A 21649-nucleotide genomic window follows, 5' to 3' on the forward strand; every position below is an offset into this window, starting at 1 on the left:
ACGTCATGACCACTATTCGCAGCATCGACCCTTCAACGGGCGCTGAAATCGCCGCCTTTGAAGAGGACTCGGACGAGTTCGTCGAGAGCAGGCTCGCCGCCGCCGCGGCGGCGGTACCGCTGCTCGCTGAGCTGAGTTTCGACGATCGTGCCCGGTTGCTGAGAGCTGCCGCCGATCTCATCGAATCCGAAATCGATGATGTCGCCGCCTTGATCACCCTCGAGATGGGCAAGCCCCTCGCACAGTCGCGTGCCGAAGTGACGAAATCCGCGTACGGCATGCGGTTCTACGCCGATCACGCGGAGGAGTTCCTCACCGGTCGTGAGCTCGCGGACCCGGCGGCCGTGTCCGCGTCAGCGGCGCGCACACGATTCGACCCTCTTGGTGTCGTGCTTGCCGTCATGCCCTGGAACTACCCCATCTGGCAGGTCGTCCGCTTCGCCGCGCCCGCCCTGATGGCCGGCAACGCCGGACTGCTCAAGCACGCCTCGAACGTTCCGCAGACGGCGGTGTACATCGGCGAGCTGTTCACGCGCGCGGGCTTCCCGCAGGGCGCCTTCTCGTCGCTGCTGATCGGTTCCCGTCGTGTCGAAGCGGTGATCCGTGATCCGCGCATCGCCGCCGTAACCCTCACTGGCTCGGAGGCAGCGGGTCGTGCCGTGGGCGCAACAGCGGGTGACGTCCTCAAGAAGTCCGTCCTCGAACTGGGAGGGTCGGACCCCTTCATCGTGATGCCGTCGGCACACATCGGGTCCGCCGTCCTAGTGGCGGTGGCCGCGCGGACTGCCAACAACGGGCAGGCGTGCATCAACGCGAAGCGGTTCATCATTCACGAGGCCGTCTACGACGAGTTCGCCTCGCTGCTCGCAGAGCGGATGGCAGCACTCGTGGTGGGCGACCCGGCAGTCCTCGAGACTCAGATCGGGCCGCTGGCCACTGAAGCGGGCCGTGCTGACCTCGAACAGCTCGTCGACGATGCGCGCGGCAAGGGCGCGGCAATCCTCACTGGCGGCAGTCGCGGTGATCGGAGTACCGGTTGGTATTACCAACCGACCGTCATCGCGGACATCACCCCCGACATGCGTCTCCATCAGGAGGAAGCCTTCGGGCCCGTGGCATCGCTCTACCGCGTGTCGTCGCTGGAGGAGGCCATCACCGTCGCCAATGACAGTCCGTTTGGGCTCGGAGCCGCGTTCTGGAGCAACGACCCCGAGGAGATCTCCCGAGCAGAGCGCGAGATCGAGTCCGGCGCGATCTTCGTCAACGGGATGACGATCTCCTACCCGGAACTGCCGTTCGGCGGCATCAAGCGGTCCGGGTACGGCCGCGAACTCTCGATGGAGGGAATCCGGGAATTCTGCAACCTGAAGACCGTGTGGGTGGCCTGAACGGACGCAGCCAAAGCTTGGCCGACGGCACGCGGCGCGTCACCCGCTCCATAGCGAGTGAGGCGCCAGGAACGCTGCGCGACCGTCGGGACTTGAGCGCTGCCATCCGCGCCCGACGGACCTCGCCAGCACAACCCCGGCTTCGAACCGGGGTACATCCTCGATCCACGACAAGCAGTGCCGAGGTTGGCGTACGCGTCGTCCTTCACATACCGGTTGGCACCGTCGACGCGGCTAGTCGGGCAGTGCTGCTTCACCTTTGACCCGGGCTACGCCGGCGCAGTTCTTGGCGCCACTGGTCACCGTCAACACGATGGAGGGTGGCTGCGCTGAGCGGCACCCGCGGATGATGATGGGCCGTCATCGCGGCCGGGGACCGGTGACCGCTCACTCGGACACGAGCGACGTCGCTACTGAGTGAGCTTCACAAAGTATTCGTACCGGTCGCCGGGGGACGAGCTGGACACGTACTCCACAGGCCGTCCGGCGCTATCGCTCGTCCATCGGTTGATCGTCAGGAGTGGTGACCCTTCCGGGACACCGAGCGCGCTCGCCTGAGAGGCGGTCGCCGCTTCAGCGCGAATCTTCTCGCTTGCTTCCTTCAAGTAAATGCCAAGCTCCGAAAGTCGCGCGTACAGCGATTGAGTTCTGGCGAGATCTTCCACGCGCAGCTGCGCACCGATCTCGTCGGGAACCCATGACACCATCAGGCAGAACGGGCGATCGTCATTCAAACGGACCCGGGTTACACGCCAGATGTGGGCGCCCGGCAGAAAGTCGATGGCGTTCAGCGGCGGCGATGGGTCGAGTTCGATGCTGATGTCACGAATGCCGGGGCGCAGGCCGAGATCCCGCATCACCTCGGTGAAGCTGCGCAGATCACCGAGGGTATGAGTCATCCCTTGCTCGCTGACATAGGTCCCCGAGCCGCGCTGTTTGCGCAGCAGATTCACCTGCGTCAGCACAGTAAGCGCCTGCCGGATCGTGTTTCGGCTGACACCGAACATCTCGACGAGTTCAAGCTCGCCGGGAAGGCGTTCGCCCGCCTTCCATCGGCCGCTGGCGATCTCGCCGCGTAGCTGGTCCGCAATCTGCTGGTAGGCCGGCTTCATCGTCGCATCCAAGTCAAAATGTTCCTACATCTCTTCAAGTTGTACCAACAAGATGGTAGGCTCCATCACACGCTCGCACTGACCCACACGATACAAGTCGAGCGCTTACCCGATTCAACGAAGAGAAGAGACCATGCAACGACGCAACACCTTCCGTCGCACAGCTGTCGCCGCCGCCGCCATGCTCACTGCGCTCGGGCTTCTCGCAGGCTGTTCGGCTCCAGACTCGTCTACATCGGCGGGCGCCACCGCCGGGGGCGGTGACGGCACGCGCATCGCGTTCGTCTCGCAGGTTGAGGGCATCCCCTACTTCTCTGGCTTCAAATCGGGGGCGGAGAAGGCGGCCAAGGAACTCGGCGTCTCGTACACCCAGGCGGGTCCGGCTAAGGCTGACTCCGCCGAGCAGAAGCGCATCGTCGATGGTCTGGTTGCGCAGGGCTATGACGGCATCGCAATCTCTCCGCTGGACCCGACCTCCATGGACGGATCGATCGCCGCTGCTTCCTCCGCAGGTCTGTCGGTGATCACGTCGGACGCCGACGCACCAAACAGCAAGCGCACGGTGTTCGTCTCTCAGGCCAGCGACGAAGAACTCGGGCAGACTGCCATGGACCAGATTGCCGAGCAGGCCGGCGGCAAGGGGCAGTACGCCATTGTTTCGGGCGCAGCCGACGTCGCCACCTTCAACTCGTGGTCCCAGGCAGCCGTCGACCACCAGCTTTCCGACTACCCCGACATGGAGTTGGTTGGCGGCATCCGTCACACCGCGGACAGCGCCGAGGCGCTCCGTGAAGCCCAGGACCTGCTGACCGCCTATCCCGACCTGGCGGGCATCATCGCGGTGCCTTCGACCGCAGTACCCGGTGTCGCACAGGCCGTTCAGAACGCCGGTAAAGCCGGCAAGGTAGCGGTGACCGGGTTTGGAAGCCCGAAGACGGTCGCTCCATTCATCAAGTCTGGCGTCATGAAGTCCAGCGTTCTGTGGAACGTCGACGACCTCGGCTACCTCACCGTCTGGGCACTTGTTCAGGTTCTCGACGGCAAGGAGTTCGCCGCCGAGAACGACGTGCCGGGGCTTGACGAGCCGGTCCGTTACGACGACGCGACCAAGACGCTGCTGCTGGGAACGCCGACCGTGTTCACCGAGGAGAATGTCGATGACTTCGACTTCTGACTCGTCTCCTCTGCTCGAAGTCCGCGGGGTATCGAAGAGATTTGGTGCCGTCGTCGCCCTTGACGATGTCTCCCTCCAGATCCGTCGCGCTGAACGCCTCGCTGTCATGGGCGAGAACGGCGCCGGCAAGTCCACGCTCATGAAGTTGCTGGCCGGGGTGTACACCCCCGACGAAGGGTCCATGACCCTCAACGGGGAGCCGTACGCCCCAGCTGACCCGCATGCTGCTCTGGCTCTCGGCGTGTCCACCGTCTACCAGGAGCCGGCGTTCTTCGCGCACCTCTCCGTGCTCGAGAACCTGTTCATGGGTCAGCTGCCGCGAACCCGGCTGGGGTCGGTGGACACCCGGACGATGCGTACGGAAGCGCTCGCGCTGCTGCGACGGCTGAATCTGCCGGAGAAGCTCCTGGACCGCAAGATGGGCGAACTCTCGTTGGGTGAGCAGCAGCAGGTACTCATCGCGAGGGCCGTGCGCGTTGATGCCCGCATCCTCATCCTCGATGAACCGACGTCGATCCTCACGCGGGCAGAGTCGGACCGCCTGTTCGACATCGTGGACACGCTGATCGAGTCGGGAACCTCGGTGGTGTCGATCACTCACCGCTTCGATGAGCTCGATCGTCTGGGCGACCGGTTCATCGTTCTCCGGGACGGCAAGTATGTGGGCGAGACGGACGATCCTGCTCAGGAGCCGCTTCTTCGCATGATGGGCGGTCGCTCCGGGGCCGCGCTGGCGCCCCTGGCGGCGGAGGACCGGCCACCGCTGCCGGAGGGCACTGAGCCGACGCTGCATGTGGACCGTCTCACCGTCGACGGCCAGTTCTCGGACATTTCATTGGATGTGTTCCCCGGCCGCATCACGGGCCTTTACGGGCTGGTCGGAGCTGGACGCAGTGAGGTCGCGCTGACCATCTTCGGTGCCACGAAACTGACGTCCGGATCGATGACGCTCACAGGGCGCCCGTACTTGCCCCGCAGTACGCACGACGCGCTGCGGCACGGCGTGGCCTACGTGCCTGAAGATCGGAAAACCCAGGGCGTGTTCCCGTTCATGAACGTGACGGAGAACCTCACCGCTTCAACACACGAGAAGATCGCGACGACCGGACTCATCCGGGTCGCGAAAGAGCAGGGATTCGTTGCGACGTGGATCTCACGGTTCTCGATCAAGACCGCGACCAGCCGCGCAGGCATCCTGACCCTGTCCGGCGGTAACCAGCAAAAGACGCTGCTCGCACGCGCAGTCGCCACCGAGCCGAAGCTGCTGATCCTGGACGAGCCGACTCGAGGTATCGACGTCGCCACCAAGGCCGAGATCCATCGCGACATCCGAGACCTTGCCGCGACCGGAGTCGCCGTGCTTGTGATCAGCAGCGAGCTGCCCGAGCTGCTCGCACTATCCGATCAAGTCCATGTTCTAAGAGAAGGCCGCATGACCGCCTCATACTCCCGAGAGCAGGCAACAGAGGATGCTGTGCTTCGCGCAGCCGTCGGCGCGGCGGTGAGCACCGGTGAGTAATCCGCGCTCTCTCCGCCGCATCCAGCTGGCGTTGCTGCCGGTGCTGCTCCTGGTAGAACTCATCGTGTTCTCGCTGCTGTCCCCTCGGTTCTTCACACCCGAGAACCTCGCAAACATCGCGTACAACGCCGCGGACCTGGCCCTGGTCGCGGCGGGCGTCACGCTCGTGGTGATCCTCGGCGGGATCGACGTCTCCACCGGGTTCGCGGTCGGCATCGTGGCGTGGACTGTCGCCAAGCTCAGCAGTTCCGGCCTTCCCGCGGTTGTTGTGATTCCGGCTGCGCTCGGGGTCGGTGCGCTCCTTGGCGCGATCAACGGCAGCCTCATCACGTTCGGCAAAGTGCCGCCGATCATTGCCACGCTGGGAACCGCGGCGATCTTCCAGACCGCGCTGTTCGCGTTGTGGAACAGCAACGATCTGTTCGCAGCGCCGATCGCTCCGATCTTCTCCGGCGAACGGGTGGTTGGCGTTCCCATGGTCGTCGCGCTCGTCCTCGTCGTCTACGCCCTCCTCGCCTGGTTCATGCGCCGGCGCCCCGCCGGCCGGGAGCTGTACGCCACCGGATCGAACCCTGAGGCGGCTCGCCTGTCAGGAATCCGTGTCAACCGCCTGCAGTTCCTGAGTTACCTCGCCATCGGGGTGCTCGTCGGACTTGCCGGTCTCATCTACGTCGGTCGGGTCGGGGTCGTACAGGCCTCCAGCGGCAATGAGCTCACACTGCTCGCGATCGCTGCGGTCGTTGTCGGCGGCACCTCGATCCTCGGCGGCGAGGGCTCCGTTCTGCGGACCCTCGGCGGCCTTGTGTTCATCGTTGTACTCCAGAACGGAATTGTGCTCGCGGGCGTGCCACCACTGTGGAACGGCCTGATGGTGGGCACCACGATCATCCTGGCCGTGGCCATCGACGTGCTCGCCGCCCGTAAGGCCAACCGTCCCCTCCTGAGAGGTCTCGCCTGATGAGGTCTATCCCTTGGAGCGACCGTCGGGTCTCCCTGGCGCTGCTCATCGTCGTCGCGGTCATCGTGATGAGTTTGCTGTCACCTTACTTCCTTCGTCCCGACAACCTGCTGTCGATGACGCAATACGGTGCGGTTATCGGACTGCTCGCGCTCGGGCAGAGCATCGTCATCCTCGGCGGTGGCGGTGGGATCGACCTATCGGTCGGATCCACCATGAGCCTGTCGGGAGTGGTTTTCGGGTTGCTGGCGGTGAACGTCGGGTTGGACCCGTGGGTCGCTGCGCTCGGTGCCATCGGGGCGGGTGCGCTGCTGGGTGCGGTTAACGCGATGCTCATCACCGTGCTGCGCATCCCGCCGCTCATCGCCACCATTGCCACGCTGTACCTGTTCGCATCCGCGGCGCTCGTGCTCACCAATGGGATCGACATCAACGGGTTCGACCGGTCGGGCTTCGCGTTCCTCGGGCAGAGCAAGATCGCAGGGTTCCCCACCCAGGTGGTCCTCGTGCTCCTGCCTGCCTACGTGATCGCAGCGATCATCCTGTCTCGCACTCCGGTGGGACGACGGATCTACGAGACCGGAAACAACGCGCAGGCTGCCTTGCTCACCGGTGTGAACGTGCGCGCGACCCGCGCCGGACTGTACATCGCCTCGGGTGCCCTGGCCGGCGTCGCAGCCGTCGTCAACGCATCATGGCTGCTGAACGCCAAAGCGGCGGCGGGATCAGGCATGGAGCTGCAGTCGATCACGATTGCGGTGCTCGGCGGCATCGTCATCACGGGCGGCATCGGCCGCGTGTCCGGCACCTTCCTCGGACTCGTCCTGGTCGTCGTTCTCAACTCGGGATTGCAGCTCGCCGGCGTCAGCAACACCTGGCAGATCGGCCTTCTGGGTGCGGTGCTCATCGTCAGCGTGCTGATCGACACCCTTCGTGTACGGAAGCAGCGGACCTGATCATGTCGACACTGAGCGCACTGATTCCCTCGACGAAGCCGCAAGGCAGCCGGCCCGTCGACCTGCTCGTCGTCGGCGACACCGGTATCGACCTGATGGTCGCCGTCGACACGCAACCTGGCCGAGACGCAAAAGCCATCGGACAGAGCATGGGCATTCACCCCGGCGGCATGGGCGCGAACTTCGCCGTGGCCGCCAGTCACGCCGAGCCGTCGCTTCGCGTCTCGCTCATCTCCCGAGTGGGTGGCGATGCGTTTGGCGTCGGTTGCACCCTCGCCCTCGCCAATGCGGGCGTCGCCACCGAGCACGTCGAAGTCATGACGGGCGAGCTCACCTGGTGGTGCGCGGTGGCAATCGCCGGCGACGGTGAGAAGAGCCTCCTGGGCGGCCGCACACCGGCGTCGCTTCCGGATGCTGACAACGTCAGCCCCGAGATGCTCGCGGCGAGCCGTTGGCTGCACGTGCTGGCAGACGTCCCGAACTCGGATGACCTCATTCGGCGCGCGAAAGCAGCCGGGGCGGGTACCAGCGTCGACGTCGAAGGAAGCTTCGTCGAGGAGAACCCACTCGGGGCACGGACCCTCATCGAACTGGCTGACATCGCGATCCTGAATTCCGGCGCAGCCCAGGCTCTCACCGGCGCCACCGATGATCGGACTGCACTGGCCCAGCTGCTGAGCAACACCGTGCATCACGTTGTGGTGCTTACCCGAGGCTCCGAGGGTGCGCTGCTGGGCGCGTCCGGAGCCGACGGGACGGTCTCTGCCTGGTCACACCCGAGCGCCCCTGTTTCACGAGTAGTTGACACCACCGGTGCAGGCGACGCATTTGCCGGCACCGTTGTCGCCGCGATGCTTGGCGGCCGTGATGTCAGCACTGCGCTGACGGCAGCAGCCGCGCACGCGGGACGCACCGTCGGCCACCTGGGGTCCCGTCCTGGCGGACTGCCGGGATGGCCACACGAACACGACTCACAACAAAGAGGAGATATCCATGACTGAGCTGCACGTCACGACCCCGCAGACCGACCCTGGCCGCTTCACTCGCCTCGAGGACAAGATTCTCGGTTCGCTCGCCACCGCGGTGATCGGCGACGCGCTCGGTGCTCCGACCGAGACTCGAAGCATCGCGCAGATTCGTGCGCTTTTCGACGGCCCGGTGACGGAGTTCCACAAGCCTCTTCCGGACTCGCCTTACTCCAAGGGCCGCCGCGCGGCGCAGATCACCGACGACAGCAGCCAGTTGCTGATGCTGTCCGAAGTGTTTATCCGCACGCGGACGGCGATCACCGCGCGTGATGTGGCCGACATGATCCTCGAGTGGTCGACGAACACTGACTACTTCCCGCACTTCGCCGGCCCGACCACGCGGCGTGCAGTCGCAGCACTGAAGGAGGGTGCCGACCCTGAAACGATCGGCGCCGCCGGTGACGAGGCAACTACCGGTGCCAGCAACGGTGCCGCGATGCGTGCCGGTGCTGCTGGGCTCGCTCACCCCGGGGATGTTGCCGCGGCGGTGCAGGCTGCTTTGGTGACCGCCCGGCCGAGTCACTTCACCTCTGTGGGCGTCGCCGGCGCGGCAGCGGTTGCCGGTGGTGTGGCGGCTGCGCTCGTCGACGATGCGACTGTCACCGATGTGGTGGACGCGTTCCTGTGGGCTGCGCTGGAGGGCGAGCGACTCGGTCGTGAGTTCGGCCGTGAGGTTCCGGCGCCGAGCGTGTATGAGCGCGCGAAGCGTGCCGCAGAGATCGCGATCGTCGAGCGTGACCAGGATCGACTGGTGACACGTATCGCCGCAGAGATCGGGACGGGCCTCCCTGCGGCGGAGGCGGTCCCTGCCGCCCTTGGGTTCTTCGTGGCTGCCGCAGGCGACCCGTGGCTCACGGTCCAGGCCGCCGCGAATGCCGGCGACGACACCGACACCGTCGCGTGCATGGCCGGTTCGATGGCCGGTGCGTTCGCAGGCTTTGGGGCTGTGCCGAGCGACAAGTACGCGCAGGTTCTTGAGGCCAACCCGATCGACATCGCCGACGTCGCAAAGCGCCTGTACGAAGTCGTGAGCTGATGTCGGGGCGCTGGGGGGCTTCGCGTGTGCTCCCCAGCGCCAACCGATTCTTCGATCCGGTCTCGGGTCACCGGGGCTGCAAGCCCCATTGATCGCGCGGCTGGCGGCCGTCTTCCTTGTCTTCGGGCCGCCGTTCCTTTTCGTATCTGAAAGGCTGCGTGTGCATCTGTCGGCGCACCTTCGCGTCTGGCCTGTCGCGCGAATCAGAAGTCGGCCGCCGTCTCCCGCAGGTATGTCTCCAGCCGCTTGATCGACGCGGGCACTCCTCGAGTGTCCAGCCGGCAGGTGTACAGGCGGCGGACGATCGTCGGCTGCCGCAGGGGGAGGGCAGCTACGCCCTTCGGAGCGTCCCAGAGCAACAGCCGCGGCAACAGCGCAACGCCGAGCCCTGCCCCAACAAGGTTGAGTGCGGTGCGGAAGTCCATTCCGTTGAAGTCGAGGCGATGCCCGCTTCCGCGGTCACCGATCATCGGTGAAGCTGCCAGATCTCGGTAGTCAACGGCTGTATTGATCCAGGCATCCGATGGGAAATCCTTCAACGTCACGCTCTCTGCTCCGGCCAGAGGGTGGGTGGCAGGCACGACGACCATGATCGGGTCGTCCATGAGGTGTTCCTGGACAAGTCCCGCTGGCACCGGCCGCGGAGCATGCTCGTAGTCGAACGTGACGGCCAGATCGATATCGCCTTGAAGCAACCGGGCGTGGGTCTCGCTCTGCTCTAGCTCGCGAAGGATGATCTGCACCCCTGGATGCGCTGCCCGCAGTCGGGCGAGAGCGGGCGGCACGATCGACGTCGCAGCAGAGATGAACGCCCCCAAGCGCACTCGGCCGCCGACCCCTTCCGCAAGGGCGGCGAGCTCGGTAGCCACCCGGCTCATGGACGCGCTGATCTCAGCCTCTGCATCGAGGAGTGCCTGTCCGGCTTCGGTCGTGAGAACTGGTCGTCGATTGACCACGCGGGCGCCAACGCGCTTTTCCAGTTCGGCGATCTGCTGCGAGACCGCGGACTGGGTGTAACCAAGCTCCTCGGCAGCTGCGGCGAACGAGCGAAGTCGGGCAACAGCCCGCAGAGTCAGGAGGTGACGCGGGTCGAACAACCAGGTCATGAGAATCAGCGTAGCTTATCGATCGAGAAGATATCATCGCTTGTGCTTATGTGATGTCGGCCCGACGCTGGATACATGGACATCACGCACATCCGCACGGCGATCAGCAGGCTCCCTCGGCATCACGTCGGGTTCTACCCCACCCCGTTCCATGCGCTCTCTAACCTGTCTCGCGCGTACGGCATCGACTTCTTCCTAAAGCGTGAGGATCTGGCGGGACCGAGCGCGATCAGCGGGAGCAAGATGCGCCTTGCCGAATTCATCCTGGGTAGAGCGCTGGAAGCGGGCGTGACCCACGTCATCACCCAGGGGGCCCACCTGACCAACTCAGGTCTGCAGTTCGCTGCCGCCTGCCTGAACGCGGGGATCACGCCGATTCTCGTCCTGGCACGGAACGTGCCGCGGCACGGAGAGCTCAGTGAGCTTCGTGGCAACTACCTGCTCAACAAGACCATGGGCGTTGAAACCCACGTCATCAACGTCCACGGCAATGAGTGGCATGCCCGGGAGGACGCAGCGCGAATCACCGGAGTGATCGAGGCACGCAAGGCAGAGTTGGAGGCAGAAGGACACACAGTCCTTGTCGTCGGCACCGGCGGTGCCCACCCCGACGGGTTCATCGCACACGTGCTGACCTTCGTGGAGATGCTCGAACAGGCCGACACTGCCGGAGTCGAAATCGACTACGTCTACCACACGATCGGTACAGGCACCGCGCTTCCAGGGTTGCTCGCCGCAAAGCTGGCCCTCGGGCACCCGGCGAAGATCCGCTCGATCGCCATCCAGAGACTCACTGAAAACGACCGGATGAACGCCGGCGTCGTCGCCGAACGCACCAAGGTCGTGTTGTCGGCGTTGGGCGCGCCGGTACCCGACACGGCCAGCATCCTTGCCGAGATCGACATCGACCAGCGCTTCATCGGCGAGGAGTACGCCGTCGCATCCGACGAGAGCACGGCAGCGATCCGCGAACTGGCCCGCGCCGAAGGCATCTTTGTCGGCCCGGTCTACACCGGAAAGGGCTTCGCGGGACTGCTCGAACACGCTCGGACAGGACGGATTCCTGATGGCAGCAACGTCATATTCGTGCACACCGGTGACACCGGCAACCTGTTCGAGATCCCCACGGTGGTCGGCCCGATCGCGAGCTGAGCAAGCCGAGCCTTGGCTCGACGCCACACCCACGACCTATCGCTGAGTCACCCAATCTCGCGTACAGGTGGTCCACTCCGCCGTCCGGGCATCAACGCCAACGTCCCGTGCATACCGGTGGTACGCACGGGACGTAGCGTCGGCCAGACCTGGCGAGTAATCGACTGGGGCTAGGCGGGGACAGGCATGGTCGAACTGTGCAACTCCACCCCGGCGTCGCGGGCGACTTGGAGAATCAGCGACGCGAAGTCCAGGCCCGAGCCGAGCCCCGACGCGACCAGACGTGAGAACTCGACTTCCACGGCGGAGATCAGCGGCGCGGGCACATTGAGAGCTCGGCCGGCATCAACTGCCAGTCGCAGATCCTTGCGCATGCCTTCGGGACTGAAGGTGGGGAACAGGTCAAGGGATGCGACGGCGTTCGTCTTGTACCTCGTGAACGGGGAGCCGATCGCGCTGTCGTTGATGAAGGCCATCAGGCCGCCGCGATCAACGCCAGCCCGTTCTCCCAGGACCGCGATCTCCGCGAGGGCTTGCATGGTGATGCCGAGCACCGCGTTGGTGCACAGCTTCACCATGGCCGCGGCCGCACCGGTCCCGACAACGTAGCTGGCGCGGCCGACGTCCTGGAGGATCTCGGCGCAGCGTGCCACGGCGTCCGGGTCGTCGCCTGAGAGGGCGAAGATCGCAGACCCCGAACGCACAACATCGGGGTTCCCGCTGACGGGCGCGCTGACGAACGCAACCCCGGAGGCGGCCGCCGCGGATGCTGCGGCGATCGCCGCCGAAGGTGACACCGTCGTGCAGTCGATCCACACCTGGGGACGGTGCGGTCCTGCGAGAAGACCGTCCGTCCCGTGCAGCGACGCCAGCGCAGTGTCGTCGAGCACGCTGGAGATGAGGATGTCCGCACGCGCAGCATCCGCGAGTGTCTCCACTGCGATGGCGCCGCGGGACACAAGGTGGTCCGCTCTACCCGGACTCCGGTTCCAGACCCGCACGTTGTGGCCGGCTGCAAGCAGTCGCTCTGCGAGAGCGACACCCATCTTGCCGAGGCCGACGACGGCTACCTCGGTGGTCATCAAGCCTGCTCCTCGCCGCGTCCTGCCGCCGTGTTGAGGTGGGACTGGGAGTCGCGCAGCAGGTTCATCGGTCCGTCGACGGTGAAGTATCGCTGTCCACCGGCGACCATCAGACTCTCCGCCGGGAACTTGGTGATGACCTGGCAGCCGTCCTTGGTCACGACGACTTCTTCTTCGATGCGCGCGGCACCCCACCCGTCCGCTGCCGGCCAGTACGTCTCGAGCGCGAACACCATGCCCTCCTCGAGGACCTCGGGGTGCTCGAACGAGACCAGGCGGGAGAAGATCGGCTTCTCCCAGATCGACAGGCCCACGCCGTGCCCGTACTGCAGCGCGAACGCCGCTTCCTCGTCGGGGAAGCCGAACTCCTGCGCTGCCGGCCACACCGCGCAGATGTCCGCGGTGGTAGCACCGGGCCGGACCAGCGCGATCGCCCGATCCATGTACTCGCGTGCCCGCGTGTAGGCGTCCCTCTGGGCGCGACTGGCCGAGCCGACCGCGAACGTGCGGTAGTAGCAGGTTCGGTAGCCGTTGAAGCTGTGCAGGATGTCGAAGAATGCCGGGTCGCCGGGGCGGATGAGCCGGTCGGAGTACACGTGCGGGTGCGGGGAGCAGCGCTCGCCGGAGATGGCGTTCACGCCCTCGACGTACTCGGAGCCGAGCGAGTACAGCTTGTTGGAGACGAGTCCGACAGCTTCGTTCTCGCGTACTCCGGGGCGCAGGAACTCGTAGAGGTCCTCGTACGCGGCGTCGACCATCGATGCTGCCTGCGTGAGCAGGGAGATCTCATCGCCGGTCTTGATTCGGCGTGCCTCCATGAACGCCTGCTGCCCGTCGACGACCGTGATCCCCTCCGCCTGCAGTGCGAACAGGATCGGCAGTTCGATGAGGTCGACACCCAGCGGTTCGTTCGCCAGGCCGAACTTCTCCAACTCCCGCTTGATCTTCGCGGCGACCTTCTCCGCCACGCCGGACTGGGGGTGGAAGGCGCCACGCAGGATCGAGATGCCGGCACGCGCGCCGCCCTCTTCGCGCGGGCGGACGGCGCCGTGGTGGGGGGCATGCGGGTGGGCATCCAGTTCCATCGTGGTCTCGTTGAGCCACGGGTTGCGCTGCTGATGGTGCTTGGCCGCTGAGCCGAAGTCCCACGAGATCGGATCAGAGTTGCGCGTGATCAGGCTGAACCGGATCAGCTTGTCCATCGCCCAGGTGCCGATGTGGGTGGCGGTCATGTATCGGATGTTCGAGAAGTCGAACGCGAGCAGGGCGCCGAGCTCGGAGCGGTCAAGCTCGGCGCGAAGTCGTGCAAGACGTTCCCGGCGCAGTCGGTCGAAGTCGACGCGCTGCTCCCAGTCGACTGCCATCGTTCCGAGTGTGGCGGTGCTCATACTGTCCTCCGTCGTCGCAGGGCATCGGACGACTCGAGGTCCCCGATGCAACACGGGTAATCGTGTTTGTTGTCATTAAACAGTACAACGCAACGGCGTTTGACAACACTGTACGTTTTGAAGGCGACGAAAGGCACGACAGCGCCCACGTCGGAACGGATGCTCCGAAGGCGTGCCGGTGATGGCGACGTGAAGCCGTACTGGGATGCTCAGGCGAGAGTGATGCCGTTGTTCCGCAGCACATCGAGCAGGGCAAGAGCGTCGAGCGGGGCGTTGCCGTCGGTCGCCGCGGGCTCGCGTCGACCCACCACGAACCACATGCCCTTCGCAGGGGCTGTGGAGCGGTTCACGAACAGATGGGGACGCTCGCTGCTGAAGCAGAACGAGTCGCCTTCCCCGATCGTGAACGTGTCGAACTCGAGCTGGAGCGTCAGTTCTCCCTCGAGGATGTAACCGAACTCGATTCCCGCGTGACGCATCAGCTTGTCATCGATCCCGCTCGACGCTCCGGGCGCGTAGGTCACCAGAAGCGGGTCGACAAAGGAGTAGCCGCCGACGGCGAGCCGCTCCCAGGTCACACCGTTCTGCATCTCGATGATCGGGTTCTCGCCGGCGCGCTGGACGGTGTTTCCGCGCATCGCGGCGTCGTAGCTGGGCGCACTCGCGGTCGGTGCCGGCAGCGTTGGAGCTGCGATCGCGGGAGCCGCCTCGGTGTCCCCGCGCATCATCGCGTCGAGCGAGAGTCCGAGGTGATTGACCAATGCGTACAGGGTCCCCACCGAGGGTTGGGCCTTGCCCGTTTCGACCTGGGACAGCAGGCTCGGGGAGACGCCAACGGCGGATGCGACGCTGCGGAGACTGAGCTTCTTCTCCTCCCGGGCCACACGCAGTGTGCGTCCGATGTCCAGTTTCATCTGCAGCTTCCCGTCCACGAGTTGAGTCCCATGACGGTATCAGCGAGTGCACCTACTGAATGAGTCATGTCGTACCTGCGCTTCCTGTGAGGCGAGCAATGGAGCGTTCGAGTTGTTCGATGGGGAATGAGTTCGCGCCCAACGTCGGCGCGAGTGCGCTGAGTGCCCGCATCCCCGTCGTGAGGAAGAGCACCTCATCGACAAAGTCGGCGATGCGCACGCTGGTTCCCAGGCGTCCTGCACGCCGGTCGAGTTCAACCTGGTCCGCCATCCACTTCCGCCAGATCGCAAGCGAGTCGGTGTGGACCTTCATCAGCGGTTTGCGGTGTGCCGCACGGTCCCAGAACGCGACCATGACACGCGCTTCTGTCCGCCGTGTGTCGTCCAGCGGGAGCATCTCCAGTGCGAGCAGGTGCACCGCCGCCAGTCCAGTGCGATCCCCGATGGCGTGAGCCGCGCGTTCGTTGATGCAGAAGAAGGTTCGTTGGAACGCGGCGGCGAGCAGTTCGTCCTTGTCAGCGAAGTATGTCTTCAGGGCGCCGTTGGCGAAGCCCGCCTCCGCAGCGATCTCCCTCATCGTCGCTGCTTGGAAGCCCCCACGCGCGACCAGCGTCCACGTCGCCTGAATGATCTCAGCGCGGCGACGCTCGTGGTCGATCGGCTTCGACACCCGGGCTCCATTCACCACCGTGCGGACTAGCAGCTGCAATGCCCTCTAGTCGTCCTGCCTGAAGGTTAGCCAGAATCTACGCCCCTCGGGGCGAATCTGTGCGATCTCTTGAAACAGAATCGTGAGAAGTGTTCAATCAGACTTGACACTGAACACTTTGGTCTCTACAACAGTAGAGAGCGCGGAGCCACACGGTACGCGCAGAGATTTCCCGGCCACAGAGAGGTGGTAAGCGAGTGGTCGTCCTACAAATGCTCCTGAACGGGGTGACGTTCGGCGCGCTGCTGTTCCTGGTCGCGAGCGGGTTCACCCTGGTTTTCGGGCTGATGCGTATCTCGAACCTCGCCCATGGCGGGTTCTACCTGGTCGGCGCGTACGTTGCGGTCAGTGCTGTCGCGGTGACCCAGAACTTCTGGCTGGGGCTTCTCGTCGGTGCGATCGCCAGCGCCGTCGTCGGACTGGTGGTCGAGCGTGGCCTGCTGCGTCAGGTCAGAGGGCAGGAGATGCCCGAGGTGCTGGTGACCATCGGTGTGTCGTTCATCATCGCTGACCTGATGCTCGCCATCTTCGGCGGCAACCCGAAGTCGATCGGACTGGGCGGCGCTCCTAGCGGTGCGGTCGTCGTGGGGGAGTTCGGCTACCCGACCTATCGCCTGTTCATCATCGCCGTGACCATCGTCATCGGCGTGGGGATCTTCGTCCTCCAGCGCTACACGCGAATCGGCGCTATCGTCCGCGCCGGCGTGGATGACCGAGAGATGACCGCGGCGGTCGGCATCAACATCGACCGCGTGTTCACCGGCGCCTTTGTGTTCGGCTCCGCGCTGGCGGGCCTTGCGGGCGCGATCGGGTCCGGACTGCTCAGCATCACGCCTTCATCGGGCATGGACATCCTGCTCTACGCGATGGTCGTCGTGATCATCGGCGGGATGGGCAGCATCCCCGGGGCCGCGGTCGGCGCGCTGCTCATCGGAATCATCGACTCGTTCGCGAAGGCGTGGTTCCCCGAATTCTCGTACTTCACCGTCTTCGCGCCGATGGCACTCGTGCTCGTCTTCCGGCCGCAGGGACTCATGGGGAGGATCGCATGACTCGCTCAGTTCGATACGTCGCATTCGCGGTGCTGGCGGCGGCCGCGGTCGTTCTGCCGTTCGTCTCCTCCACGTACTACGTGACCATCGCGACCCTGATCCTCGCCTCTGCGATCCTCGCGTCGAGCGTGAACCTCCTGGCCGGGAACGCCGGACTGTTCTCGCTTGGCCACGCCGGCATCGCCGGCGCGGCCGCGTACGGACTGGCGTGGGCTTCCCGGCAGGGGATGGATCTGCCCGCACAGCTGGGGATCGCGCTGGGCCTCACCCTCGGTGTCACCGCGATCTACGGACTCATCTCCATGCGCACCGCAGGTGTCTACTTCCTGATGGTCACCCTCGCAGCCGGCATGGTCTGCTACGGGATCGCGTACCGCTGGAGCACCGTGACCGGAGGCGTCAACGGTCTGACGGGCGTGCGTCGACCGGAGTGGATCTCGCAGGACTGGCAGTTCTACCTGTTCGTTCTGGTCGTGTTCCTGCTGATCACGCTCAGCCTTCGCCAACTGGCATCCTCCCCGTTCGGCCTCAGCCTCCGGGGTGTGCGCGACAGCGAATCGCGGATGCGGAGCCTCGGGTACAGCAACTCAGCACTGAAGTTCGTCGCGATGCTGCTGTCGGGACTCGTCGCCGGACTGGCGGGGGTCACCCTCGTCTGGCAGACCGAGTTCATCAGCCCGACCTTCTCCGGTTTCGAAGCCTCCGCCCTCGCACTGGTCATGGTCGTTCTCGGCGGTGCCGGGCGACTTTTCGGACCGCTGGTCGGCGCGGCGATCGTCGTCTTGATTCAGCAGGTCCTCAGCACCTACGTCGACAGATGGCAGACCGTGCTCGGCGCACTGTTCGTTGTTGTCGTCATCGTCTCGCAGCGGAAGGTGATTCCTCGCATCCGTGAGGCGATCCAGCGTCGCCGACACACCACAACCGACCAGCACGAGCTCGTCCACAGCTCCTCCTGATCCGCAACCTCCCTCACCACATGCTGCAGAGTCGCAGCTCACATCAGAAAGGCACCACAATGCGATCAACCAAGAGGCGGACAGCACTCCTCGCGGCGGCCGTTCCACTGCTGCTCATCCTCGCCGGCTGCGCCGGACCGGGTGGCAGCGGCGACGGCGGGGCTGACCCTGAGAACGCCTTCAAGATCGGTCTGCTGGCCCCCATGACCGGGTTCGTGTCGTCCATCGGCACCGACATCAAGCAGGGCTGGGACTACTACTGGGAGCAGAACGGCACGAAGGTCGGCAAGTACGAAGTTGTCACCAAGCTCGAAGACGACGCCAGCGACCCCGACACGTCGCTGAACAAGGCAGTCCGACTGGTCAAGGAAGAGAACGTCGACGTGGTCGTCGGCCCGCTGCTTTCCAACCAGGGTCTCGCCGTCGCCGACTACCTCGTCCAGGAAGGCGTGCCGAACTTCACGCTCGGCTCGGCCGACGAGCTCACCCAGCAGCGCCACAACCCGCTCGTCCTTCGCACCGGCATCTACAGCGGCAGCCAGATGGCATTCCCGGGCGGTCAGTGGGCCCATGATCAGGGATACAAGACGGCCGCCACGCTGTGCGCCGACTACGCGTTCGGGTGGGAGAGCTGCGGCGGATTCTCGTCGACGTTCACTGCCGCGGGCGGCAAGGTCACCCAGCAGCTGTGGTACCCCACGGACGCGGCCGACTTCAGCTCGTACGCGACCCAGCTGCTCAACTCCGACGCGGACGTGATCTTCATCGGTAGCGCCGGCGGAACCGACGCCTCCAACATCCTCCGCGCCGCATCTGACTTCGGGCTGCTCAAGAAGATCCCGATCCTGACGAACTGCTGCACCCTGGACCAGGCCACGCTGCAGGACGTGGGAGACATCGCGCTCGGACTGAACTCGGTCTCCCCGTACGCCGAAGGCGCCCCCGACATCTCCGACTTCGTCACCGGGTTCGAGAAGAAGTACGGCGTCATCCCGTCCGCCTACGCGGCCGGCGCGTACACCACCGCGCAGATCATCGCCGCGACCCTGGCTGGCATGGACACGAAGGTGAGCGGCCAGGACTTCGTCGACCAGGTCAAGTCCGCGGATCTCTCGCACAGTCTGTGGGGCCCGGTCACCTTCGACGACTACAACAACCTCGTCGGGCGCGTGTTCATCCGCGAGGTCGTCAAGCGTGACGACGGCAAGCTGTGGAATGTCCCCATCAAGACCTTCGACGACGTCAGTCAGTTCTGGACGTTCGACCCGACCGAGGTCATCGAGAACGGGCCCTTCACCCCGGATTGGCAGGGGAAGTGAGTGCCGTCGCTAGCATCTCGTCCTCCGCCCGTGTCGGAGGCCACCCGTTCGCGCTGCAACTCGATGGCATCACGAAGCGGTTCGGTGGGATCACGGCGGTCGACGGGGTCAACCTAGAACTCCGCCCCGGTGGGCGGTTGGCCGTCATCGGACCCAACGGTGCAGGCAAGAGCACCCTGTTCCGACTCATCGCCGGCGAGCACCATGTCAGCAGCGGCCGGATCCAGCTGTTCGGGGAGGACGTCACGCGGAAGGGAGAGCGTGCCCGCGCTCTGCGTGGCGTCTCCCGAACCTTCCAGGTCTCCAACCTCTTCGCACAGCTGAGCGTTTTCGAGAACGTGAGGCTCGCGGTGCAGGTGCACTCGGCCAAGGTCTGGAATCCCTGGAACCGGGTCGGTCGCGCGGACACCCTCGCGCAGGAGTGCGAGTCGATTCTGGAACGGGTGGGACTCGGCGGCCGGTTCGATGACCGCGTCGCCGAACTCTCCCACGGCGAACAGCGACAGCTCGAGCTCGCGATGGCCCTGGTCCGCCATCCGCGGCTGCTGCTGTTGGACGAGCCCGCGGCCGGTCTGTCCGTCACCGAACGAGCGATTCTGCGAGGCCTGCTCGAGCAGATCCCGGCCGAGACGAGCGTGATCCTCATCGAACACGACATGTCGCTCGCACTGGATCTGTCCGAGATGGTGCTCTGCCTCGACAACGGCGTGCCACTGGCCTACGGAACACCGGATGAGATCCGCGCCAACCCCGCCGTTCAGGCGGTCTACCTCGGACGGAGGGACTGATCGTGCTGACTGTGCGTGATCTCCATGTCGGATACAAGACGGCACGTGTGCTCGACGGCATCGAGCTGGACATCCAAGCCGGAGAGTCGGTAGCTCTGCTGGGACGCAACGGAACGGGCAAGACCACCTTGTTCCGTGCTCTCAGCGGGCTGACGCCCCCGAACATCACGGCCGGGTCCATCGAGTTCGACGGTGTCGAGATGGTCGGAAAGGCGCCCAACGACATCAACCGGGCCGGCATCGCGCTGGTACCGCAGGGCCGGCACGTCTTCGGGAGTCTCAGCGTCAAGGAGAACCTGACGGTCGTGCCGCGCCCGCGCGGACGGGACGGCTGGACAGTCGACCGCGTCTACTCCATGTTCCCCCGACTGGAGGAGCGAGAGAAGTCGTTCGCACGTCACCTCTCCGGAGGTGAGCAGCAGATGCTCGCAACGGGGCGTGCTTTGATGTCCGGGCCACGGCTGCTGTTGATGGACGAACCGTCGGAAGGCCTGGCACCGGCCGTGCTGAGAGTGATCACCGAGCGACTGCAGACCCTCCGCGACTCCGGGATGGCAGTCCTGGTTGCTGAGCAGAACGTCGACTTCGCGCTCGCACTCAGCGATCGGGTGCTGATCATGGGCGAACACGGCACCATCGCCTGGGCTGGCAGCAAGGACGAACTGGTTTCCGACCCCACCCCCATTCACCAGTGCCTGGGCGTCTGAACATGACCACCGGCTCCCGACGAGCGGGAACTGCGAGCCTGAGGAGAAGAGATGTCGCGTAGGGAAACGACCGTGGTCACAGCTGGGCGGGCTGAGCGATGACATCACGGTTCGCCACGGTTGCGGAGGCTGAGCGCCTCGCGCAACGTCGACTCCCTAGGGCCGTGTGGTTGGCGATCAAGGCCGGGAACGAACGCGGTCGCACACTGGCCGAGAACGTGGAAGCGTTCGACCACCTCGGCTTCTCGCCCACCATCTTCGATCGTCCCACTCGATCCGAGATCGACACGCGCACGAAGGTGCTGGGTGTTGAGCTGGACATTCCCGTGATCCTCTCGCCCGTGGGCGCTCAGGCGATCCATCCGGCGGGGGAAGTCGCGGCAGCCCGCGCGGCAAGTCGTGCCGGGACTGGCATCGGGCTCAGCTCGTTCGCGACCGATTCGATTCGAGATGTCGCCGCGGTCAACGACAAGGCGTTCCTGCAGATCTACTGGATCGGCACGCGTGAGCAGATCGCGGCACGTGTGGAGGCGGCACGAGCATCGGGGGCCAGAGGGCTGATCGTCACTCTCGATTGGTCGTTCACGCAGAAACGTCAGGACTGGGGTGGCCCGCCTTCGCCACCGTATCGACTCGACCTGCCCACCATGGTGAAGCTCGCACCGGTTGCGCTGTCTCGTCCGACGTGGTTCGCGAGTTACCTTCGCCGAGGCAAGCTCCCCGGCCTTCGGACACCGAACCTCTTCTACGCAGATGAGCTTGCGCCGACCTTCGGCGCGGTGTGGCAGCAGTTCGAGGAGACCCCCACGCCCACCTGGGATGACATCAAGTGGCTGCGCGAGCTGTGGGGTGGGCCGTTCATGGTCAAGGGAATCGCGACGATTCACGACGCCAAACGTGCGGTGGACCTCGGCGCGAGCGCGATCTCGGTTTCAAACCACGGCGGCAACAACGTGGACGGCACACCGGCACCTATACGGTTCCTGCCCAGCGTCGTCGACGCCGTCGGCGACCAGGTCGATGTGGTGCTCGATGGGGGAGTGCGCCGTGGCTCGGACGTGGTCAAGGCTGTCGCGCTCGGCGCACGGGCGGTCTTGATCGGGCGCGCATTTCTGTATGGGCTTGCCTCGGGAGGTGAGTCAGGCGTGGAGTCCGTGCTGCAGATCATGCGCGACGGCATCGAGGAGACGCTCTTCGGTATCGGTCGCCGATCCATCTCGGAACTGACGCCCGCCGATCTGGTCGTACGCGACCCGCACTTCTTCGTTCACCCAACGTCCTGACGCCGTCGACAGCACACCG

The 21649-nt window shown here is 65.2% G+C and carries 20 protein-coding genes; 14 read left to right on the forward strand and 6 right to left on the reverse strand.

The genetic code is table 11. From position 1 onward, the window contains the following. Positions 1-5 precede the first annotated feature (5 nt). Entirely contained in the window at positions 6-1388 is a 1383-nt protein-coding gene (locus ACFWJ8_RS03830) for an aldehyde dehydrogenase family protein (RefSeq protein WP_378809134.1), read from the forward strand. Between the two features lie 410 nt (positions 1389-1798). Here ACFWJ8_RS03830 and ACFWJ8_RS03835 read toward each other — a convergent pair whose 3' ends face one another. Next, on the reverse strand, positions 1799-2500 hold the full coding sequence (locus ACFWJ8_RS03835; RefSeq protein ID WP_378809137.1) for a GntR family transcriptional regulator: 702 nt from the start codon (positions 2498-2500) through the stop codon (positions 1799-1801). A gap of 133 nt (positions 2501-2633) precedes the next feature. On the opposite strand from ACFWJ8_RS03835, the gene ACFWJ8_RS03840 reads away from it, so the two are divergent. From ACFWJ8_RS03840 to ACFWJ8_RS03865, 6 genes are all read left to right on the forward strand, one after another. Next, on the forward strand, positions 2634-3674 hold the full coding sequence (locus tag ACFWJ8_RS03840) for an autoinducer 2 ABC transporter substrate-binding protein (RefSeq protein ID WP_378809139.1): 1041 nt from the start codon (positions 2634-2636) through the stop codon (positions 3672-3674). Then, a complete protein-coding gene (locus ACFWJ8_RS03845) occupies positions 3658-5193 on the forward strand; it encodes a sugar ABC transporter ATP-binding protein (RefSeq protein WP_378809141.1) in 1536 nt (511 codons plus the stop codon). The genes ACFWJ8_RS03840 and ACFWJ8_RS03845 overlap by 17 nt, the downstream gene beginning before the upstream one ends. Before the next feature lie 64 nt (positions 5194-5257). Beyond that, positions 5258-6151, forward strand: a complete 894-nt coding sequence (locus ACFWJ8_RS03850) for an ABC transporter permease (protein WP_378809143.1) — start codon at positions 5258-5260, stop codon at positions 6149-6151. Further along, positions 6151-7107, forward strand: coding sequence for an ABC transporter permease (locus ACFWJ8_RS03855; protein ID WP_378809146.1), 957 nt, complete (start codon positions 6151-6153; stop codon positions 7105-7107). Before ACFWJ8_RS03850 ends, ACFWJ8_RS03855 begins: the two co-directional genes overlap by 1 nt. A gap of 2 nt (positions 7108-7109) precedes the next feature. Continuing rightward, positions 7110-8108 (forward strand): carbohydrate kinase family protein, encoded by a 999-nt coding sequence (locus ACFWJ8_RS03860; RefSeq protein WP_378809149.1) that lies wholly within the window; start codon positions 7110-7112, stop codon positions 8106-8108. Next, positions 8101-9171, forward strand: coding sequence for an ADP-ribosylglycohydrolase family protein (locus ACFWJ8_RS03865; protein ID WP_378809152.1), 1071 nt, complete (start codon positions 8101-8103; stop codon positions 9169-9171). Before ACFWJ8_RS03860 ends, ACFWJ8_RS03865 begins: the two co-directional genes overlap by 8 nt. A 203-nt stretch (positions 9172-9374) precedes the next feature. Here the strand turns inward: ACFWJ8_RS03865 and ACFWJ8_RS03870 are convergent, their stop codons facing one another. Then, positions 9375-10277, reverse strand: a complete 903-nt coding sequence (locus tag ACFWJ8_RS03870) for a LysR family transcriptional regulator (RefSeq protein ID WP_378809155.1) — start codon at positions 10275-10277, stop codon at positions 9375-9377. 75 nt (positions 10278-10352) lie between these two features. On the opposite strand from ACFWJ8_RS03870, the gene ACFWJ8_RS03875 reads away from it, so the two are divergent. After that, positions 10353-11429: a 1-aminocyclopropane-1-carboxylate deaminase/D-cysteine desulfhydrase gene (locus ACFWJ8_RS03875; RefSeq protein ID WP_378809158.1), complete on the forward strand. Its 1077-nt coding sequence runs from the start codon at positions 10353-10355 to the stop codon at positions 11427-11429. Between the two features lie 170 nt (positions 11430-11599). On the opposite strand, the gene ACFWJ8_RS03880 is transcribed toward ACFWJ8_RS03875, so the two are convergent. The 4 genes from ACFWJ8_RS03880 to ACFWJ8_RS03895 all read right to left on the reverse strand — a co-directional run bounded on the left by ACFWJ8_RS03880 (position 11600) and on the right by ACFWJ8_RS03895 (position 15483). Further along, a complete protein-coding gene (locus ACFWJ8_RS03880) occupies positions 11600-12511 on the reverse strand; it encodes an NAD(P)-dependent oxidoreductase (RefSeq protein ID WP_378809160.1) in 912 nt (303 codons plus the stop codon). Next, on the reverse strand, positions 12511-13875 hold the full coding sequence (locus tag ACFWJ8_RS03885; RefSeq protein ID WP_378809163.1) for a M24 family metallopeptidase: 1365 nt from the start codon (positions 13873-13875) through the stop codon (positions 12511-12513). Before ACFWJ8_RS03885 ends, ACFWJ8_RS03880 begins: the two co-directional genes overlap by 1 nt. A gap of 233 nt (positions 13876-14108) precedes the next feature. Beyond that, entirely contained in the window at positions 14109-14831 is a 723-nt protein-coding gene (locus ACFWJ8_RS03890; RefSeq protein ID WP_378809165.1) for a helix-turn-helix domain-containing protein, read from the reverse strand. Between the two features lie 46 nt (positions 14832-14877). After that, on the reverse strand, positions 14878-15483 hold the full coding sequence (locus ACFWJ8_RS03895; RefSeq protein WP_378809168.1) for a TetR/AcrR family transcriptional regulator: 606 nt from the start codon (positions 15481-15483) through the stop codon (positions 14878-14880). Positions 15484-15719: 236 nt separating this feature from the next. On the opposite strand from ACFWJ8_RS03895, the gene ACFWJ8_RS03900 reads away from it, so the two are divergent. The 6 genes from ACFWJ8_RS03900 (at position 15720) to mftD (ending at position 21630) form a co-directional block, all read left to right on the forward strand. After that, positions 15720-16574 (forward strand): branched-chain amino acid ABC transporter permease, encoded by an 855-nt coding sequence (locus ACFWJ8_RS03900; RefSeq protein ID WP_378809171.1) that lies wholly within the window; start codon positions 15720-15722, stop codon positions 16572-16574. After that, on the forward strand, positions 16571-17533 hold the full coding sequence (locus ACFWJ8_RS03905; protein ID WP_378809174.1) for a branched-chain amino acid ABC transporter permease: 963 nt from the start codon (positions 16571-16573) through the stop codon (positions 17531-17533). The genes ACFWJ8_RS03900 and ACFWJ8_RS03905 overlap by 4 nt, the downstream gene beginning before the upstream one ends. 59 nt (positions 17534-17592) lie before the next feature. Beyond that, complete coding sequence (locus ACFWJ8_RS03910; RefSeq protein WP_378809177.1) at positions 17593-18852, forward strand: ABC transporter substrate-binding protein; 1260 nt, start codon at positions 17593-17595, stop codon at positions 18850-18852. Next, the gene (locus ACFWJ8_RS03915; RefSeq protein WP_378809180.1) at positions 18849-19640 is read left to right on the forward strand and encodes an ABC transporter ATP-binding protein; all 792 of its coding nucleotides are present in this window, start codon (positions 18849-18851) and stop codon (positions 19638-19640) included. Before ACFWJ8_RS03910 ends, ACFWJ8_RS03915 begins: the two co-directional genes overlap by 4 nt. A gap of 2 nt (positions 19641-19642) precedes the next feature. Further along, a complete protein-coding gene (locus ACFWJ8_RS03920) occupies positions 19643-20347 on the forward strand; it encodes an ABC transporter ATP-binding protein (RefSeq protein ID WP_378809183.1) in 705 nt (234 codons plus the stop codon). Positions 20348-20445: 98 nt separating this feature from the next. Then, positions 20446-21630, forward strand: coding sequence for a pre-mycofactocin synthase MftD (mftD, locus tag ACFWJ8_RS03925; protein ID WP_378809186.1), 1185 nt, complete (start codon positions 20446-20448; stop codon positions 21628-21630). Positions 21631-21649: the final 19 nt, after the last annotated feature.

Source organism: Microbacterium sp. NPDC058389, from assembly GCF_042722305.1.
GTDB lineage: Bacteria > Actinomycetota > Actinomycetes > Actinomycetales > Microbacteriaceae > Microbacterium.

Excerpts from the sequence above, each read along its gene's own strand:
- mftD (WP_378809186.1), top strand. The coding sequence starts at position 20,446 with ATGACATCACGGTTCGCCACGGTTGCGGAGGCTGAGCGCCTCGCGCAA.
- ACFWJ8_RS03910 (WP_378809177.1), top strand. The coding sequence starts at position 17,593 with ATGCGATCAACCAAGAGGCGGACAGCACTCCTCGCGGCGGCCGTTCCA.
- ACFWJ8_RS03845 (WP_378809141.1), top strand. The coding sequence starts at position 3,658 with ATGACTTCGACTTCTGACTCGTCTCCTCTGCTCGAAGTCCGCGGGGTA.
- ACFWJ8_RS03870 (WP_378809155.1), bottom strand. The coding sequence starts at position 10,277 with ATGACCTGGTTGTTCGACCCGCGTCACCTCCTGACTCTGCGGGCTGTT.
- ACFWJ8_RS03875 (WP_378809158.1), top strand. The coding sequence starts at position 10,353 with ATGGACATCACGCACATCCGCACGGCGATCAGCAGGCTCCCTCGGCAT.
- ACFWJ8_RS03880 (WP_378809160.1), bottom strand. The coding sequence starts at position 12,511 with ATGACCACCGAGGTAGCCGTCGTCGGCCTCGGCAAGATGGGTGTCGCT.
- ACFWJ8_RS03905 (WP_378809174.1), top strand. The coding sequence starts at position 16,571 with ATGACTCGCTCAGTTCGATACGTCGCATTCGCGGTGCTGGCGGCGGCC.
- ACFWJ8_RS03855 (WP_378809146.1), top strand. The coding sequence starts at position 6,151 with ATGAGGTCTATCCCTTGGAGCGACCGTCGGGTCTCCCTGGCGCTGCTC.
- ACFWJ8_RS03835 (WP_378809137.1), bottom strand. The coding sequence starts at position 2,500 with ATGAAGCCGGCCTACCAGCAGATTGCGGACCAGCTACGCGGCGAGATC.
- ACFWJ8_RS03840 (WP_378809139.1), top strand. The coding sequence starts at position 2,634 with ATGCAACGACGCAACACCTTCCGTCGCACAGCTGTCGCCGCCGCCGCC.
- ACFWJ8_RS03860 (WP_378809149.1), top strand. The coding sequence starts at position 7,110 with ATGTCGACACTGAGCGCACTGATTCCCTCGACGAAGCCGCAAGGCAGC.
- ACFWJ8_RS03830 (WP_378809134.1), top strand. The coding sequence starts at position 6 with ATGACCACTATTCGCAGCATCGACCCTTCAACGGGCGCTGAAATCGCC.
- ACFWJ8_RS03865 (WP_378809152.1), top strand. The coding sequence starts at position 8,101 with ATGACTGAGCTGCACGTCACGACCCCGCAGACCGACCCTGGCCGCTTC.
- ACFWJ8_RS03885 (WP_378809163.1), bottom strand. The coding sequence starts at position 13,875 with ATGGCAGTCGACTGGGAGCAGCGCGTCGACTTCGACCGACTGCGCCGG.